The following is a 14985-nucleotide window of genomic DNA, read 5'->3' as shown; positions in this document are numbered from 1 at the left end:
CCGTCGTACCCATCCCTTAGGCTGGCGTGGTGTCTAGACGAGCCGATGGCAGAGCGGACGACGAACTCCGCGAGGTAAGGATCACCCGGGGATTCACCACGCATCCGGCGGGTTCGGTACTGGTCGAATTCGGTCAGACGCGGGTGATGTGCACCGCGAGCGTCACCGAGGGCGTGCCTCCGTGGCGACGCGACTCCGGATTGGGCTGGCTCACAGCCGAATACGCGATGCTACCGGCCGCCACCCACACCCGCAGCGGGCGCGAGTCGGTGAAGGGGAAGGTCGGCGGGCGCACCCAGGAGATCAGCCGTCTGGTCGGCCGGTCGCTGCGGGCGTGCATCGACCTGGCCGCGATCGGCGAGAACACCATCGCCCTCGACTGCGATGTCCTACAGGCCGACGGCGGCACCCGCACCGCGGCGATCACCGGTGCCTACGTGGCGCTGTCGGATGCGATCACCTACCTGGGCGCCGCCGGCCGCCTGGCCGACCCGCAGCCGATCTCGTGCATGATCGCCGCGGTCAGCGTCGGTGTGGTGGACGGGCGGGTGCGCCTGGACCTGCCGTACGAGGAGGATTCGCGCGCCGAGGTCGATATGAACGTGGTCGCGACCGACACCGGCACCCTGGTCGAGATCCAGGGCACCGGCGAGGGCGCCACCTTCCCCCGCTCGACCCTGGACAAGCTGCTGGATTCCGCGCTGGCCGGCTGTGAGCAGCTGTTCGAGGTCCAGAAGCAGGCGCTCGCGTTGCCGTATCCGGGACATCTGCCCGAGCCGGGCGAGAAGAGGAAGTAATGGCGCGCCGGGTACTGGTGGCCAGTCGCAACGCGAAGAAGCTCGGCGAATTGCGCCGCATCCTCGCCGAGGCGGGCGTCGCGGGTCTGGAGATCATCGGCCTGGACGAGGTGCCGCCGTTCCCGGAGGCCCCCGAAACGGGTGCGACCTTCGAGGAGAACGCTCTCGCCAAGGCTCGCGACGGCGCGGCGGCCACCGGATTACCTTGTGTGGCAGACGATTCCGGCCTCGCGGTCGACGCTCTCAACGGTATGCCGGGCGTGCTGTCGGCGCGCTGGGCGGGCCGCCACGGCGACGACGCCGCGAACAACGATCTGCTGCTCGCCCAGCTGGGAGACGTGCCCGACGAACGCCGCGGTGCCCGCTTCGTCTCGGCCTGCGCCTTCGTCGCCGACGGCCGTGAGGTCGTCACCCTCGGCCAATGGCCGGGCAGGATCGCGCGAAAGCCGATCGGCGACGGCGGTTTCGGCTACGACCCCGTGTTCGTTCCGGACGGCGGATCGGTGTCGGCGGCCCAGCTCACACCGGCGGACAAGGACGCCGCATCCCATCGCGGCCGAGCCCTACGCGCGCTCCTCCCGGCCTTGGCGGCACTCGCCGAGTCCTGAGGCGCTCGACCCTACCGGCCCAACTGCCCAGCGCAGGGGAACCCAGCCGCCCACCGCCTGAATCCGGCCTGAAGACCCGGAGCGGCGGCTCAGCTCAAGAACTCGGCCCGGACCTGGCGGGTGCGGTAGTGCTCGCAGACGAAGGACAGGAACGGGATGGTTCCGGCGAGCGCGGTGATCACCAAGGTCAGCGGCTTCCAGCGCGTCTTGATGCCCAGGTCGATGGTGAACACCAGGTACAGCATGTAGAAGATGCCGTGGATCTGGCCGATGTAGAACAGCCAGTGCGGCGCCTTGCTGCTGTCGTCGAGCAGCAGGTACTTGTACACCATCTCCGCGCACAACAGCAGCAGCCAGACACCGGTGATGTAGGCGAGCACGCGGTAGCGGGTCAGCGCCGACCGGATGCGGCCGGTGTCGCGGGCCGCGGGGGCGGGCGTGCCGGCCGGAGCCGGTGTGGTGGTGGCGGCCGGGGTGGTGGGGTGGTCGGCGCTCAACCGGCTCTCCTCTCGGTGTCGGGGCCGTCGAGCCCCACGGCGTGCATCCGCTCGCGCGCATCCTGTGCGTGCAGATCGGCAAGGTATTTGTTGTATTCGGCCAGCACCGGATCGTCGTCGCGGGCGGCGGTCGGCCGTTCGGGCAGGATGCCGGCCGGGATCTCGCGCGGAGCGGCGCGTTTGGTCTTCCGCCGAGCCGGAGTCGCGGATTCGGCCGGGTTCGATGACTCGGCCGGCTCCGTCGCCTCGGTGTGCTGGGCGGCGGTATCGCGTTCGAGTCGCACGAACCGGAAATAGGCGAAGACCACGAATCCGGCGAACAGCGGCCATTGCAGTGCGTAACCGAGGTTCTGCGCGGTTCCGGATGAGGATTCGAACCGTCCCCACTGCCACCAGCCCAGCCCCAGGCAGGCCAGCGCGGCCACGACCACCAAGATGATCAGAGCCGGGCGACGATGTGGAGCGGACACGCCTACCACGGTACCCGGTCTACTACACGGGCCGTAGTGTGAGGTGCGCTGGTCAGAATTTGTAGGTCACGCCGGTCAGCCGCTCGGATTCCTCCCACAGCCGCCGCTGCAGCTCGGTGTTCTTCGACAGCTCGCTCGACGGTGACGGCCGCACCGGACCGCGGGAACCGAACAGCAGCGTCGGTCCCCAGTAGGTGTTCGGATCGGCATCCGGCACGGTGGCCGCGTAGAGGCTCGACTCCGCGGCCTTGCGCGGGGAGTGCCCGGCCAGTGCGATGAAGGGCTTGGCGACCTTGTCGAGCGGGGTTTCGGTCCGGGTGAACAGATCGGTGGGCGAGACGCCGGGATGGACGGCATAGGACCGCTTGGCGGATCCGGATTCGGCTAGGCGCCGTTGCAGCTCGCGTGCGAACATCAGATTCGACAACTTCGACTGTGCGTAGGCGAGGTTGCGCTGATAGCGGCGGTTCTCGTAGTTGAGGTCGTCGATCCACAGCTTCGGCGTCTGCCGGTGCGCGATGCTGGCGAGACTGACCACCCGGTCGCCGATGCGGTCCAGCAGCAGTCCGGTCAGCGCGAAGTGACCGAGGTGATTGACCCCCCACTGGGTTTCGAATCCGTCCTTGGTCCGCGAGAAGGGGATGTTCATCAGCCCCGCGTTATTGATCAGCACATGGAATTCCCCGGTGCGCTCGGCGAATTCGCGAATCGAGGCGAGATCGGCCAGATCCAGTGCCGAAACTCGGACGTCGCCTTCGATACCGTCGGCGACCTGCTGTGCTGTCGTAGTGTTGCGGCAGGCCATGATCACGGTCGCCCCTTTGGCGGCCAGTGCTCGGGTGGTGTGCTTGCCGATACCGCCGTTGGCTCCGGTGATCACGAACGTGCGTCCGTGCTGCGCCGGGATCTCGCTGGGATTCCACGCCATGGGGAGACCTCACTGTTTACGTTGGGGAGAAGGAGCCTCGTCGCATCCTCACCGCCCGACCTTACTCCAGAGTAAGTTCCGGCGGTAGGGTTCGGTCACGGTGTCATCAGGGTATCGACCGTGGTCCCGGCATGCGAGATTTGAATGCCGGAGATTTGCGGACGAGGTAAGCGAGCTGGCGTATTGCCGTGTTGTGCCGATCGAATCGGGCTAAGGGCACATACTGAGCTAATGTCCGGTGTTGCCGCGGTCGCCGAATCTCCCGCACCCCTGAGCCATACCCGGACGATCGCGCACTCTTCGACCGGGCGCTGGACAATATCACGGCGAAACTGCTGGCGGAAGTGGAACGACCGGAGGCGCTGCGGCTGACGGTGTGATCGTCGCCGGCCGCAGCGCCGGGCCGAATCAGACTGTACTCCAGAGGAATACGCTCATGCGGCAGCGAGTTCGGCGCGCTCGTCGACCGGTGCCTCCCAGTCGATGGTGTAGCTCTGTTCGCGGGCCATGACCTCCTCCATGTTGAAGAGTTTGGTCGCCAGCGGCATGACCAGCGGCATCATCCGGCGCATCACCGGACCGACGGTCTTCGACTGGTTGATCTTGGCTCCCCGGGCCGCTATCTTCTCCACGCGGGGACGGCGGATCCGTTCGTACGCGGCGAAAGCCGTTGCCGGTGAATCGAAATCGCGCAGACAGCGAGCGAGCTGCACCGCGCTCTCGATGGCCATCGACGCTCCCTGGCCGGTGCTGTTGGACGGCGCGTGCACCGCGTCGCCGACCAGCACCACGCGGTCGCGATACCAGTGCGGCACCGGCGGCATGATGTGCAGGCCGCCGGTGACGACCAACTCTTCCGGCCGGGTGTTGCGAACCAGTTCGGCGCCGGGGGTGTCCTCGCCGTAGACCTCGCGTAGGGTCCGCAGCCATCGTTCGGCCGGAACCTCCCGCGCCTCGGTCAGCGAAAGATACTGCTTATGGGGCAGATTGGCGCCCCAGGCGATCCGGCCGTCGGGCATCGACCAGTACAGGTAGTAGGCGTTGCGACCGTAGGCGAACACCATGGTCTCCGGGGTGACCGGGTGCGAGCACTCGGTGTAGGCGCCGAAACCGAGCATGCCGGTGTAGTCGGCGCCCGGGGCGTTCGGATCGATGAGCGTGCGCACACGCGACTTGATGCCATCGGCGCCGACGAGGATATCGGCGGAGGCGGTGGAGCCGTCGGCGAACCGAGCGGTCACGCCGTCGCGATGTTCCTCGACGCCGACCAGGCGCTTGGAGTATTCGACCGCCACGCCGGTGTCGACGGCATGATCATGCAGGACCTGATGCAGGGCGCTGCGATCGATCGCGTGCAGCGGTTCCAGCCCGGCGGCCGTCGGCAGCTCGATGTCCTTGTGGCCCAACGACATCACGGTGCGTGAGATCGGCAGAGCGACGGCGCGCACGGCATCGCCGGCGCCGATGGCGTCCAGGGCGGCCAGGCCGTTGGGTGCGAAACCCAGGGCGCTGCCGATGTTGTAGGCCGGTCCCGGGTAGGCCTCGTAGACGGTGGCCTCGATTCCGGCCTTGCGCAGGGCGGTGGCGGCGACGGGGCCGGCGACACCGCCGCCGATGACGAGGGCGGATGTGACTGCGGACATGGGAATTCTCCTCGAGTGGATGAACCCGATCCGATCCGCGCACGCGCTGCCCAGTTATCCTGAAGTTGCCATACTCGGGCTGGGTTCGCCTGCGTGAATGCGGTTCGAGAGGTGCAGTGTGGATCGGGCTCGGCGCGGTGTTGCCGCACTTCGCCGGGCCCGGTTCATAAGTGGATCAGCGTGGATGTCAGTCGTCGGTCGGCTGTCGGAACGTCCCTCCTTCCACCATCGCGGCGACCTCGGCGGGCGGAATCTGCTCCGAGTGGGCGCGGCGCCAGAAATCGATGTCGGGGAAGGTGCCGGAGCCGAGCTCGGTACGCAGTTCGGCGACCCAGGCCGCCTCGGCCTCGAGCATCGCCACGCCGAATTCGGCCTCGACCAGGAAGAGCCGTGGCAGGAGTTGTGTCTGCTCCTCGATTTCCCGGCGGCGCGCGGCGATCTCCGCCGCGAGCAGCCGGGTGCGTTCGTCGAGCAGTGTCATCACCTCGTCCGGCGGCAGCAGGGCCACGACGGACAGACCCGCCACGAACCGGTGGGGTTCGGGTTCGGGGGACGAGATCAGTTCCCGGATCCAGTCCTCGGCCTCGGCGCGGCCGGCGTCGGTGAGCCGGTAGATCGTCCGCTCGGGCCGGGCGCCGTCGCGCTCGCTGCCGACGACCTCGACGAATCCGTGCTTCTCCAGATTCTGCACAACCGTGTAGAGCGAACCCCATTTGATGTCCATATCGCGGTCCTTGCCGCGTTCGCGCATCTGGGCCGCGATCTCGTAGCGGTGCATGGGACGTTCGATCAGCGTCGCCAGGACCGCCAGAGCCAGTAGATTGGCGACTTTTCGCTTCCGGTGCATCGCCCACACCTCCTTACTCGGCTACGAATATACGTCTACGAGTATCGCTCCGCAAGCGGGAGGCGAATGACGGCGTGGACACGGCGAGCACTCCCGGGTGGTCGAGGTGTCGAACCAACCGGCCGGAGTCGGGCGGTTATCGTGATTCGTCGTGCGGATCTTTGTGGCGGGCGCGACCGGAGTCCTGGGCGCCAGATTGACACCTCTGCTGGTCTCGGCCGGATTCGAGGTTGCCGGGCTCACGCGCTCGGAGTCGAAGACATCGCTACTCACCGGATTCGGCGCCCAGCCGGTCGTCTGCGACGTCTACGACGCGGCGGCGCTGGAACAGGCGGTGCGCGACTTCGCGCCCGATCTGGTGATGCACCAGCTCACCGACCTGCCCGACGATCCCGCCGATCTGCCCGCCGGACGGGCGGCGAATTCGCGGATGCGCCGCGAGGGCACCGCGAATCTGATCGCCGCGGCACAGGCAGCGGGCGCGAAACGCTTTCTCGCCCAGAGCGTCGCGTGGGAGATGACCGGAGAGGGACAGGCCGCCAAGCAGTTCCTGGAGGATGCGGTGCTCGGGATCGGTGGCGTCGTCCTGCGCTACGGCCAATTCTACGGTCCCGGAACCTACTATCCGGAGAACGCGGATCGGCCCGATCCGCCGCGCATTCATATCGCCGAGGCCGCGGCGCGGACCGTGGTCGCGCTGGATCTGGCCTCGGGCATCTACGCGGTGACCGAAGACGGCCGCATGGATTTCGAACCGGTGCAGTAGGTTCGACGCCGGCCGGTCGAGCGCGATCGGTCACCCGGCGCGTTGCCGAAGCAGTTCGGCGGTGGATTCGTCGGCGGGCAGGAAGGATCATCGTCGGCCCCGGCGTGGCGCTCCGCCATACCCTGGAGGGAATCGCGCGAGTGCGGGCCCGCGGACAGACTCGGCGGCATGAGCTACGAACCCACCGATATCTAATTGAAGGATCGGTGCGCATGTCTATGGTGCAGGAATGCCTCGCGACCTCGCCGATCTGCCGTTTGCCCGGAGTCTGACGCCGCTGCTGGAGCCGCTCGCACCCGACACCGAGTACGAGCGGGTCCACCTCGACGCCACGTCCCTCGAGGAGGTGTCGGCGGGCGGCTCCTGGTTCAACGAGTCGGCGCTGACCGGTGTGGTCCTCGGCGGCGGCAGCGTGAATCACTGCCGATTCGACGACGTCTGGCTGCACGGGGTGCGGTGGATCGGGATCGACGCCTGCGAAACTCGTTGGCTGGATGCCGAATTCGTCGACTCCGCGTGGTCGGGAGTGATCGCCGTCGACGCGCGGCTGCGCCGCATCCGGTTCGAGGGCTGCAAATTCGAATCGGTGAACTTCCGCGCGGCCACGCTGCAGGACGTGACCTTCGCCGAATGCGTCTTCCGCGATACCGACTTCTCCGCCGCCACACTTCGGAAGGTCGATTTTCCCGGATCGCGGCTCGAGGGTGTCGCCCTGCACGGGGCCACCTTGAAGGATGTGGACCTGCGGGGCGCGGCCGCCCTGGACCTCATCGCCGATATCGGGACGTTGAAGGGGGCGATCATCACCACACCCCAGCTGATGGAGATGGCGCCCGCCTTCGCACGGGCGGCGGGAATCATCGTGCGCGACAACAGAATCCGAGATTAGCCGCTGGAAATCCCGGGGATCTGGCCGATACCGTAGGTCACCACCATGGCCAGCGCACCACCGATCACCACCCGAAGGACGGCTCGGCGCCGATTGCTGCGGCCCAGGCGCGCGCTCAGCGATCCGGTCGCTGCCAGTGCCACCAGCACCGCGGCGAAGGTCACCGGAATGCGCCAGTTCGCCGGCGGCAGCAGAATCGCCAGCAGCGGCAACAGGGCGCCGCAGGTGAACGCCAGCGCGGAGGAGAACGCGGCCTGCCACGGGTTGGTCAGCTCGTTCGGGTCCAGACCCAATTCCGCCTCGGCGTGCGCGGCGAAGGCATCGTGGGCGGTCAGTTCCTGCGCGACCTGCCGCGCGGTCGCCTCCGTCAGTCCTTTGCGCCGATAGATCTCGGTCAACTCGGTGAGTTCGTAATCGGGATCTTCGGCGAGCTCCCGCTTCTCCAGCGAGAGCAGGGCACGTTCGCTGTCGCGCTGGGTGCTGACCGAGACATATTCGCCGGCCGCCATCGACAGCGCACCCGCGACCAGCCCGGCCACACCGGCGGTGAGGATGGGCGTGGTGGCCGCGGTGGCCGAGGCGACGCCCACCACCAGGCCCGCGGTCGACACGATGCCGTCGTTGGCGCCCAGCACGCCGGCCCGCAACCAGTTCAGCCGGGAGGCGAAACCGCCGCCGTGTGGTTCGTGCGGATGCTTCCAGCTCCCGGAGTCGCGCACACTATCGGAGTCGTTCACGGATGCAGAGTAGGCCGCCCAGCGGGCCGAGTGGTGGACCTGCGCCGCAAGCGAGCCGCGCCCGCCGCTGAGGCGTGTCCGGATCGGTAGCATGTGTGACATGAATTCCCTTGTCACACGCGCTATGTCCACGGTCGCCGAACAGTTGGGCAATCCGCACGGGGTGCTGGGCAAGGTGGTGGCGCGGACGCTGAACCGGACCAATCGCTTCGCCATCGACGCCGCGGTCGAGGCGGCCGAGGTGGGCGCGGGACAGGCCGCGGGCGATATCGGCTTCGGCGGCGGGGTGGGGCTGGCGATCCTGCTGCGCAAGGTCGGTGCGGCGGGGACCGTGCACGGCGTGGAGATCTCTGCGGATATGTCGGCGCGAGCCCGTTCTCGCTTCGCCCGCGATATCGGCACCGGCCGACTGCGGATCGTGGACGGCGCGCTCACCGAGCTGCCGCTCGGATCGGCGAGCCTGGATGCGGTGATCACGGTGAACACCGTCTATTTCATCGACGATCTGGACCGGGCCTGCGCGGAGCTGGCGCGGGTGCTGCGCCCGGGTGGCCGGGTGGTGGTCGGCATCGGGGATCCGGCGGCGATGGCGAAGATGCCGTTCACCGCGCACGGCTTCCGGCTGCGGCCGGTCGAGGAGGTATCAGGCGCGTTGGAACGAGCCGGGCTGACGGTCGAACACCGGCAGATCGACCGGCGGCCGATTCCGGCTCATCTGCTCATCGGACGTCCGGTTCGCGAGGACTGAGCGCCGGCAGGGCGACGACATCGATCGCGCGACTCACGGCGCCGATCTCGTCGGGCACCGCGGCCAGGGCGATATCGACGGTGAAGCCCATCGGCGCGTCCAGCGGCCGGAGGAAATCGTCGTAGTGCATCGGCACGACGGTGGCGGGGCGCAGCCGGGTCAGGATCCGGTGCCAGTAGTCCGCCGTCACCGACCGTCCGGCCACTCCGGCGAGGAAGATGTCGACCTCGCGGTGCCGGATCGCCTCATCGATGAGATCGGCGCTGCCCTGGTGATAGATCTCGATACCGGCCACCGCGATGTGGATGCCCCAGGTCTGTCCGCAGCCGTACGCCATCGGCGCCAGCGCGGCCAGGGATTCGCAACTGGTGTCGCCGGGGGAGGGGATCCGGGTGCCGAAGGGAATCTTCGAATGCACGCTCGGCACGAAGGTCACCGTGAACGGCCCGAGTTCGTAGCGGCGGTACGGCTCCACCTCCACACCCCGTTCGCCGAGTCCGTGCAGAGCCATGAGATTGCGCACCGATCGTGAGCCGTAGACCGGGCAGCCGAAGCGGCGCGCGAGCTCGGGAGCGTCCAGCGCGTGATCCCAATGACCGTGTCCGACAACGATTCCCGATACGTCGCCGAGGCCGGGCAGGAAGCGGTCGATCGATGCGGGATCGGGAAGTGCGGTACGGCGGCGCACCACCGTAGACAGCGGCACCCGGGTGAGGAACGGATCGACGAGCAGCGTCGAGCCCTGGTAGGTCATCCGGTAGCCGGCGGTGCCCAGCCAGGCGAGTTCGAGGCCGGCGGGCAGCGTCAGCGGCCGGGCCTCGAGTTCGCGCAATGCCTGCGCATCCTCGCGGTCGCGAGCGCTCTTGTTCAGGAAGTAGCGGGCATAGCCGGCGGTGTGCCGAAGCGGATCGAGCACCGTCGAGAGTGCGGACATCGGTCCATTGTGCGCCACCGGGTCACGGACGGTCCTCGGCGAGCACCTTGTGCAGGGCGGTGGCGAGAGCGCCGAGTTCGTCGGCGCCCAGACCGGCGAAATGCTGGTCGACGACCGCGTGATGATGGGGGGTGGCCTCGTGCAACCGCTGCCGCCCGGCCACGGTGATGGCGACGTACGCCGATCGGCCGTCGGCGGGATTGGTTTCGCGGGTGACCAGGCCGCGCGCCTCCAATTCGGTGACCAGGCGGCTCACCCGGGTGCGACTGAGCACCATGGTCGCGCCGAGGTCGCTCATCCGCAGACGCGGCGTTTCCGCGAGTTCCACGAGCATGTCGTACCAGCTGGCGGGCATGCCGTAGCCGCGGCGCAATTGGGCATCCAGCTCCGGGCGCAGGTCGACGTACACCCGCTGCAACGCCCGCCACACCTGCACCGAGGTGGGTACTGAGCTCCCGGATTCCGGCACGTCGCCGATCTTAGACGGCCGTCACCCCGGCCGCCCGGTGCGCGCCGATCGGCGATAACCGGTGGACACCGGTTCTACGATGCGGACATGGATATGCGCGCGAGCGTGGAACTTCCGCCCGACTGGCAGGACCGGGTACGCGCCGCCCTCGTCGGCTCGCCCCGGCCGGAGTTGGCGGGTGGTTCACTGCGCCTGCTGGGTGCCGGATTGGACAGCGTTGCGCTCCAGCTGGATTCGGCGGGAAAGCCCTACGTGTTGCGCCTGCCGCAGGACCCGCACGGCGCGGAAGGAATCGCGCGCGAGGCCGGTCTGCTTCCGGAATTGGCCCCCTTCCTGCCGATGCCGATTCCGCAATTCCTGTTCACCGCGCCGAATCCGCTGGGGCCGGGTGAGTTCTGCGTGTATCCGCTGGTGCCGGGCGAATCGCTCGACGAAGCCGAATGGGCCGAGCGGGGCCTGCTGGGCTTGCACGCGGCGCGGACGATCGCGGAGCTGCTCGAACGGATCCACTCGTTTCCGGTGGACCGTGCGCGGAGCTACGGTGTCGAGGTCGCCGATCTGCGGGGTGATTTCGCCGCGGATCTGAAGTCCGTTCGCGGCGCGGTGCTTCCGTTGCTGGACGCGGCCGAGGCCGAGGAGTTGTCCGCGGCCTGGCAGCGATATCTCGACGACGACGCGAACTTCGACTTCGAACCGACCCTCGTCCATGCCGATATCAGCCTGGATCATCTGTTGATCACCGGCGGTGCGATCAGCGGCCTGATCGACTTCGGCGATGTGGAGATCGGGGACCCCGACTACGACCTTTGCTACCTGTACCCGGAGGCGGGGCGCGACTTCGTGCGCGAGATCCAGCGGTGTCGCGCAGGGGATCTCGGGCCGGTCACCGAGAACAAGCTGCGCTTCTGGGCATGTGCCGACCCCGCACTCGACGTGCTGGACGCGATCGAACAGGGCCGGACGGACTGGCGCGAACAGCGACTGGCGGTACTGTGCCAGGCGCTGCGCAGCTATCGGCCGAACGGCGAGTGAGCCTCAACGACGTTCGTAGAAACCATCGATCCGGGCCCGCCCTACGGCCTGCGCGGCCGCCAGCACATCCCGGGGTTTCGCGTTCCCTACAGGTTTCCCCGCGGCTGTGGTGAGGGGCGCGCCGAGGGCGAACAACTGGAAGACGTACCGGTGCGGACCGTGCCCCTTGATCGGCGCGGGCCCCATGCAGCCGCTGCCGAAACCGGATCGCAGCACCCGTACCCCGGGCTCGGTCGTATCGGCATGTAACGCGTTGCGCGACAGGCTCCGCAGCGACGGCTCGAGGAGCGCGACGCAATGGACGAACGGCTTCCGCGTCGGAGCGTCGGAATCCTCGACGACCAGCAGAAAGCCGGCCGTGTCGTCGGGCGCTCCGCTCCAGTCCAGGGCCGGGGACTCGTCGGCGCCACCGATCCGGTGGGAGGCATGCCGGATGTCGAGCGTGGTCTCCGGCTCGAAATCCGGACTCGTGAGCCGAAAGACGGTGTCGCTGCGCGGTCCCTGCCCGGACATGAGGCCGTGGCTCAGCGCGACGCGCCGTGCCGTTGGGTACCCTGATCGGCATGGTGATGCGGATCCGTTCGGCGGCGCTGATGCTGTGCGCCCTCGTGCTGTCCGTGGCCGCCGCCACGATCATGCCTGCGGGCGAACCGAATTCACTGCTGGCGGTTGCCGCCGCGGCGGTCCTCGCGTTGGCGGTGGTCGCCGCCTACTCGAGCCGGGTACGACTGCAGCCGATCGGTGGCAGCAGTGGACCACCCGTGTCGGCGCAGCAGCGGCGGCGGGGATCTTTTCTGCGACAGAGCAATCCGGATACGGCGGGCCGGGTGCGGCCCAGGGCACCGGGTCGCTGGAGCTGATCGCGCGTCACTCACGCCGGTGCTCGCCGCCGGCCGCAGTGAACGCGCAGCTGTCCAGCCGCCCCTGTTCACTCGCCCGTACCTTCACGGGTGCCTCGAAGTGAGGTGATATCCCATGCTCGATTTCGTGTACTACCCGGTCGCCGCCGTTCTCTGGCTCTGGCACACCGGATTCGCCGTCCTGTTCGGTGCCGCGAGCGGCCTGTCCTGGGCGCTGGCGATCGTTATGCTGGTGGTGACCCTGCGCGCTGCCCTGTATCGGCCGTTCCTGGCTCAGGTCCGGTTCTCCCGCACCATGGCCGTTCTGCAACCGAAGATGCGGCAGCTGCGCGCCGAATGCGGCGACGACCGCGAGCGATTGGCCGTGGAAACCCGGAAATTGCAGCAGCAGCACAACTTCACTGTGCTCAGCGGCTGCCTGCCGGTGCTCGTGCAACTGCTGATGTTTCTGGGATTGCTGCATGTGCTGCATTCCTTCGACCGCACCGGCGGCGTCTCGTATGTGCCGTTGCTCGGCAACACCACGGCGATGACCGCCGCGCAGAACGCCGACACCGCGAATTACGTGTTCGCGCCGGAGCAGGTGCGGTCGTTCCTGCACGCCGATCTGTTCGGCGCACCGCTGTCGGCGACGCTGACCTCCACCGACAGCGTGGCGTCGGTGGCGGTCGTGGCGGTCCCGCTGGTGCTGATCGCGGCCGTCGCGACCCACTGCACCGCGCGGGCGTCGATCGGCCGCCAGCTCGAGATCACCCCACAGACGCGGCTGATCAACGCGATGACGTTATGGCTGTTTCCGCTGGGCACACTGGTCGCCGGCCTGGTGATGCCGGTCGGCATCCTGGTCTACTTCGCGACCAGCAATATCTGGACCTTCGTGCAGCAGCATGTGGTCCATCGCAGGCTCGGCCCACTGGACCCCCTGCCGCCACCGGCCGTCTCGACGATCTAGGCCCGTTCCTGTTCGGCCGCGACGGTCTCGTGCACATCCGCATGCGGGGCGCCCCAGCCGATATGCGATTCGGCGCGCAGACGATCGATCATGTGCGGATAGTGCAGCTCGAATGCCGGTCGCTCCGAACGGATTCGGGGCAGTTCGTAGAAGTTGTGCCGCGGCGGCGGGCAGGTCGTCGCCCACTCCAGCGAATTGCCGTACCCCCACGGGTCGTCCACCGTGACCACCTCGCCGTAGCGGTAGCTGCGGAACACATTCCAGACGAAGGTGATCATCGAGAAGCCGAGGATGAACGCGCCGATGGTGGAAATGGTGTTGAGCGTGGTGAATCCGTCGGAGGGCAGATAGTCGGCGTAGCGGCGCGGCATCCCCTCCGCACCCAGCCAGTGCTGTACCAGGAAGGTGGTGTGGAAGCCCAGGAAGGTGGTCCAGAAGTGGATCTTGCCGAGCCGCTCGTCGAGCAGTCGGCCCGTCATCTTCGGGAACCAGAAGTAGATGCCGCCGAAGGTCGCGAACACGATGGTCCCGAACAGCACGTAATGGAAGTGCGCGACAACGAAATACGAGTCTGTGACATGGAAGTCCAGCGGCGGGCTGGCCAGGATGACACCCGAGAGGCCACCGAACAGGAAGGTGACCAGGAACCCGAGCGCCCAGAGCATCGGCGTTTCGAAGGTCAGCTGCCCCTTCCACATCGTGCCGATCCAGTTGAAGAATTTCACACCGGTCGGCACGGCGATCATGAAAGTCATGAACGAGAAGTACGGCAGCAGTACCGCTCCGGTGGCGAACATGTGGTGCGCCCACACGGCCACCGACAGCGCTCCGATGCTCATGGTGGCGTACACCAGCGCGGTGTACCCGAAGACCGGTTTGCGGCTGAACACCGGGAAGATCTCGGTGACGATGCCGAAGAACGGTAGCGCGATGATGTATACCTCGGGATGGCCGAAGTACCAGAACAGGTGCTGATAGAGCAGGTTACCGCCGGTGGCGGGATCGTAGATGTGACCACCGAGGTGCCGGTCGACCATCAGGGCCATGAGCGCCGCGGTGAGGATCGGGAAGGCCAGCAGGACCAGCACGCTGGTGACCACGATGTTCCAGGTGAACAGGGGCATCCGGAACAAGGTCATCCCCGGTGCGCGCAGGACGACGACGGTGGTGAGCATGTTGACCCCGCCGAGGATGGTGCCCAGACCGGAGACGGCCAGGCCCATGATCCACATATCGCAACCCACCCCGGGGGAGTGCACGATATCCGAGAGCGGGGTGTAGGCGGTCCACCCGAAGTCCGCGGCGCCGCCGGGGGTGATGAATCCGGCGGTGGCCACGGAGGCGCCCAGGAGATAGAGCCAGTAGCTGAGTGCGTTCAGCCGCGGGAAGGCCACATCGGGCGCGCCGATCTGCAGCGGCAGGATGCAGTTGGCGAAGCCGAACACGATGGGGGTGGCATAGAACAGCAGCATCAGCGTGCCGTGCATGGTGAACAGCTGGTTGAACTGCTCGGGGGAGAGGAACTGCAGCCCCGGGCGGGCGAGCTCGGCGCGCATCAGCAGTGCCATCAGCCCGCCGATGAGGAAGAATGCCATCGAGCTGACGATGTACATGATCCCGAGCAACTTCGGATCGGTCGTCGTGACGATCGACCAGATCTGGGAACCCTTCGGGGCGATCCGCCGGGGATAAGGCCTTACGGCTTCGATCTCGGCGGCGCCGCGAGATGGTGCTGTAGTCACAGTTCCTCCTCGGAGCCCAACCATCTTCGAGTGTGGCACCGCGGCAAGATCAACGTGTTCGAATCC

The 14985-nt window shown here is 67.5% G+C and carries 18 protein-coding genes; 8 read left to right on the top strand and 10 right to left on the bottom strand.

The window, feature by feature from the left end; translation table 11 throughout:
• Window positions 1–29 precede the first annotated feature (29 nt).
• Both rph and C5E41_RS28795 read left to right on the top strand, forming a co-directional pair.
• Window positions 30–797, top strand: coding sequence for a ribonuclease PH (gene rph / locus C5E41_RS28800; protein WP_104378887.1), 768 nt, complete (start codon window positions 30–32; stop codon window positions 795–797).
• The gene (locus C5E41_RS28795; protein WP_104378866.1) at window positions 797–1405 is read left to right on the top strand and encodes a non-canonical purine NTP pyrophosphatase; all 609 of its coding nucleotides are present in this window, start codon (window positions 797–799) and stop codon (window positions 1403–1405) included. Before rph ends, C5E41_RS28795 begins: the two co-directional genes overlap by 1 nt.
• Before the next feature lie 89 nt (window positions 1406–1494).
• Here C5E41_RS28795 and C5E41_RS28790 read toward each other — a convergent pair whose 3' ends face one another.
• From C5E41_RS28790 to C5E41_RS28770, 5 genes are all read right to left on the bottom strand, one after another.
• Window positions 1495–1902, bottom strand: coding sequence for a DUF3817 domain-containing protein (locus tag C5E41_RS28790; RefSeq protein ID WP_030516104.1), 408 nt, complete (start codon window positions 1900–1902; stop codon window positions 1495–1497).
• Window positions 1899–2372, bottom strand: a complete 474-nt coding sequence (locus tag C5E41_RS28785) for a transcriptional regulator (RefSeq protein WP_104378865.1) — start codon at window positions 2370–2372, stop codon at window positions 1899–1901. Before C5E41_RS28785 ends, C5E41_RS28790 begins: the two co-directional genes overlap by 4 nt.
• A 52-nt stretch (window positions 2373–2424) precedes the next feature.
• Complete coding sequence (locus C5E41_RS28780) at window positions 2425–3300, bottom strand: oxidoreductase (RefSeq protein WP_104378864.1); 876 nt, start codon at window positions 3298–3300, stop codon at window positions 2425–2427.
• 434 nt (window positions 3301–3734) lie between these two features.
• Window positions 3735–4943: an FAD-dependent monooxygenase gene (locus C5E41_RS28775; RefSeq protein WP_104378863.1), complete on the bottom strand. Its 1209-nt coding sequence runs from the start codon at window positions 4941–4943 to the stop codon at window positions 3735–3737.
• 187 nt (window positions 4944–5130) lie between these two features.
• Complete coding sequence (locus C5E41_RS28770) at window positions 5131–5790, bottom strand: PadR family transcriptional regulator (RefSeq protein ID WP_104378862.1); 660 nt, start codon at window positions 5788–5790, stop codon at window positions 5131–5133.
• A gap of 151 nt (window positions 5791–5941) precedes the next feature.
• Between C5E41_RS28770 and C5E41_RS28765 the strand changes: the two genes are divergently transcribed.
• Both C5E41_RS28765 and C5E41_RS28760 read left to right on the top strand, forming a co-directional pair.
• Window positions 5942–6556: an NAD-dependent epimerase/dehydratase family protein gene (locus C5E41_RS28765; RefSeq protein ID WP_104378861.1), complete on the top strand. Its 615-nt coding sequence runs from the start codon at window positions 5942–5944 to the stop codon at window positions 6554–6556.
• Between the two features lie 229 nt (window positions 6557–6785).
• Window positions 6786–7445, top strand: a complete 660-nt coding sequence (locus tag C5E41_RS28760; protein WP_104378860.1) for a pentapeptide repeat-containing protein — start codon at window positions 6786–6788, stop codon at window positions 7443–7445.
• Here the strand turns inward: C5E41_RS28760 and C5E41_RS28755 are convergent.
• Entirely contained in the window at window positions 7442–8182 is a 741-nt protein-coding gene (locus C5E41_RS28755) for a VIT1/CCC1 transporter family protein (protein WP_258081326.1), read from the bottom strand. The genes C5E41_RS28760 and C5E41_RS28755 overlap by 4 nt on opposite strands.
• Window positions 8183–8282: 100 nt before the next feature.
• On the opposite strand from C5E41_RS28755, the gene C5E41_RS28750 reads away from it, so the two are divergent.
• Window positions 8283–8930 (top strand): methyltransferase domain-containing protein, encoded by a 648-nt coding sequence (locus C5E41_RS28750; RefSeq protein WP_104378859.1) that lies wholly within the window; start codon window positions 8283–8285, stop codon window positions 8928–8930.
• Here the strand turns inward: C5E41_RS28750 and C5E41_RS28745 are convergent.
• Window positions 8902–9864, bottom strand: a complete 963-nt coding sequence (locus tag C5E41_RS28745; RefSeq protein ID WP_258081325.1) for an MBL fold metallo-hydrolase — start codon at window positions 9862–9864, stop codon at window positions 8902–8904. The genes C5E41_RS28750 and C5E41_RS28745 overlap by 29 nt on opposite strands.
• A gap of 22 nt (window positions 9865–9886) precedes the next feature.
• Complete coding sequence (locus tag C5E41_RS28740; RefSeq protein WP_104378858.1) at window positions 9887–10333, bottom strand: MarR family winged helix-turn-helix transcriptional regulator; 447 nt, start codon at window positions 10331–10333, stop codon at window positions 9887–9889.
• Window positions 10334–10420: 87 nt separating this feature from the next.
• Between C5E41_RS28740 and C5E41_RS28735 the strand changes: the two genes are divergently transcribed.
• Window positions 10421–11365 (top strand): phosphotransferase, encoded by a 945-nt coding sequence (locus C5E41_RS28735; protein ID WP_104378857.1) that lies wholly within the window; start codon window positions 10421–10423, stop codon window positions 11363–11365.
• Window positions 11366–11368: 3 nt separating this feature from the next.
• On the opposite strand, the gene C5E41_RS28730 is transcribed toward C5E41_RS28735, so the two are convergent.
• Window positions 11369–11878, bottom strand: coding sequence for a YbhB/YbcL family Raf kinase inhibitor-like protein (locus tag C5E41_RS28730; RefSeq protein ID WP_104378856.1), 510 nt, complete (start codon window positions 11876–11878; stop codon window positions 11369–11371).
• Window positions 11879–11928: 50 nt separating this feature from the next.
• Here C5E41_RS28730 and C5E41_RS28725 point away from each other — a divergent pair, with 50 nt between their 5' ends.
• The gene (locus C5E41_RS28725; RefSeq protein ID WP_104378884.1) at window positions 11929–12225 is read left to right on the top strand and encodes a DUF6412 domain-containing protein; all 297 of its coding nucleotides are present in this window, start codon (window positions 11929–11931) and stop codon (window positions 12223–12225) included.
• A gap of 115 nt (window positions 12226–12340) precedes the next feature.
• Window positions 12341–13177: a membrane protein insertase YidC gene (gene yidC / locus C5E41_RS28720; protein ID WP_104378855.1), complete on the top strand. Its 837-nt coding sequence runs from the start codon at window positions 12341–12343 to the stop codon at window positions 13175–13177.
• On the opposite strand, the gene ctaD is transcribed toward yidC, so the two are convergent.
• The gene (gene ctaD / locus C5E41_RS28715; RefSeq protein ID WP_258081324.1) at window positions 13174–14919 is read right to left on the bottom strand and encodes an aa3-type cytochrome oxidase subunit I; all 1746 of its coding nucleotides are present in this window, start codon (window positions 14917–14919) and stop codon (window positions 13174–13176) included. The genes yidC and ctaD overlap by 4 nt on opposite strands.
• Between the last annotated feature and the right edge of the window lie 66 nt (window positions 14920–14985).

This window comes from Nocardia nova (genome assembly GCF_002933465.1).
Lineage (GTDB): Bacteria > Actinomycetota > Actinomycetes > Mycobacteriales > Mycobacteriaceae > Nocardia > Nocardia nova_B.
This window is presented reverse-complemented; position numbering and strand designations above follow the sequence as displayed.

Excerpts from the sequence above, each read along its gene's own strand:
- C5E41_RS28795 (WP_104378866.1), top strand. The coding sequence starts at position 797 with ATGGCGCGCCGGGTACTGGTGGCCAGTCGCAACGCGAAGAAGCTCGGC.
- C5E41_RS28780 (WP_104378864.1), bottom strand. The coding sequence starts at position 3,300 with ATGGCGTGGAATCCCAGCGAGATCCCGGCGCAGCACGGACGCACGTTC.
- C5E41_RS28775 (WP_104378863.1), bottom strand. The coding sequence starts at position 4,943 with ATGTCCGCAGTCACATCCGCCCTCGTCATCGGCGGCGGTGTCGCCGGC.
- C5E41_RS28770 (WP_104378862.1), bottom strand. The coding sequence starts at position 5,790 with ATGCACCGGAAGCGAAAAGTCGCCAATCTACTGGCTCTGGCGGTCCTG.
- C5E41_RS28760 (WP_104378860.1), top strand. The coding sequence starts at position 6,786 with ATGCCTCGCGACCTCGCCGATCTGCCGTTTGCCCGGAGTCTGACGCCG.
- C5E41_RS28750 (WP_104378859.1), top strand. The coding sequence starts at position 8,283 with ATGAATTCCCTTGTCACACGCGCTATGTCCACGGTCGCCGAACAGTTG.
- C5E41_RS28745 (WP_258081325.1), bottom strand. The coding sequence starts at position 9,864 with ATGTCCGCACTCTCGACGGTGCTCGATCCGCTTCGGCACACCGCCGGC.
- C5E41_RS28735 (WP_104378857.1), top strand. The coding sequence starts at position 10,421 with ATGGATATGCGCGCGAGCGTGGAACTTCCGCCCGACTGGCAGGACCGG.
- C5E41_RS28730 (WP_104378856.1), bottom strand. The coding sequence starts at position 11,878 with ATGTCCGGGCAGGGACCGCGCAGCGACACCGTCTTTCGGCTCACGAGT.
- C5E41_RS28725 (WP_104378884.1), top strand. The coding sequence starts at position 11,929 with ATGGTGATGCGGATCCGTTCGGCGGCGCTGATGCTGTGCGCCCTCGTG.
- yidC (WP_104378855.1), top strand. The coding sequence starts at position 12,341 with ATGCTCGATTTCGTGTACTACCCGGTCGCCGCCGTTCTCTGGCTCTGG.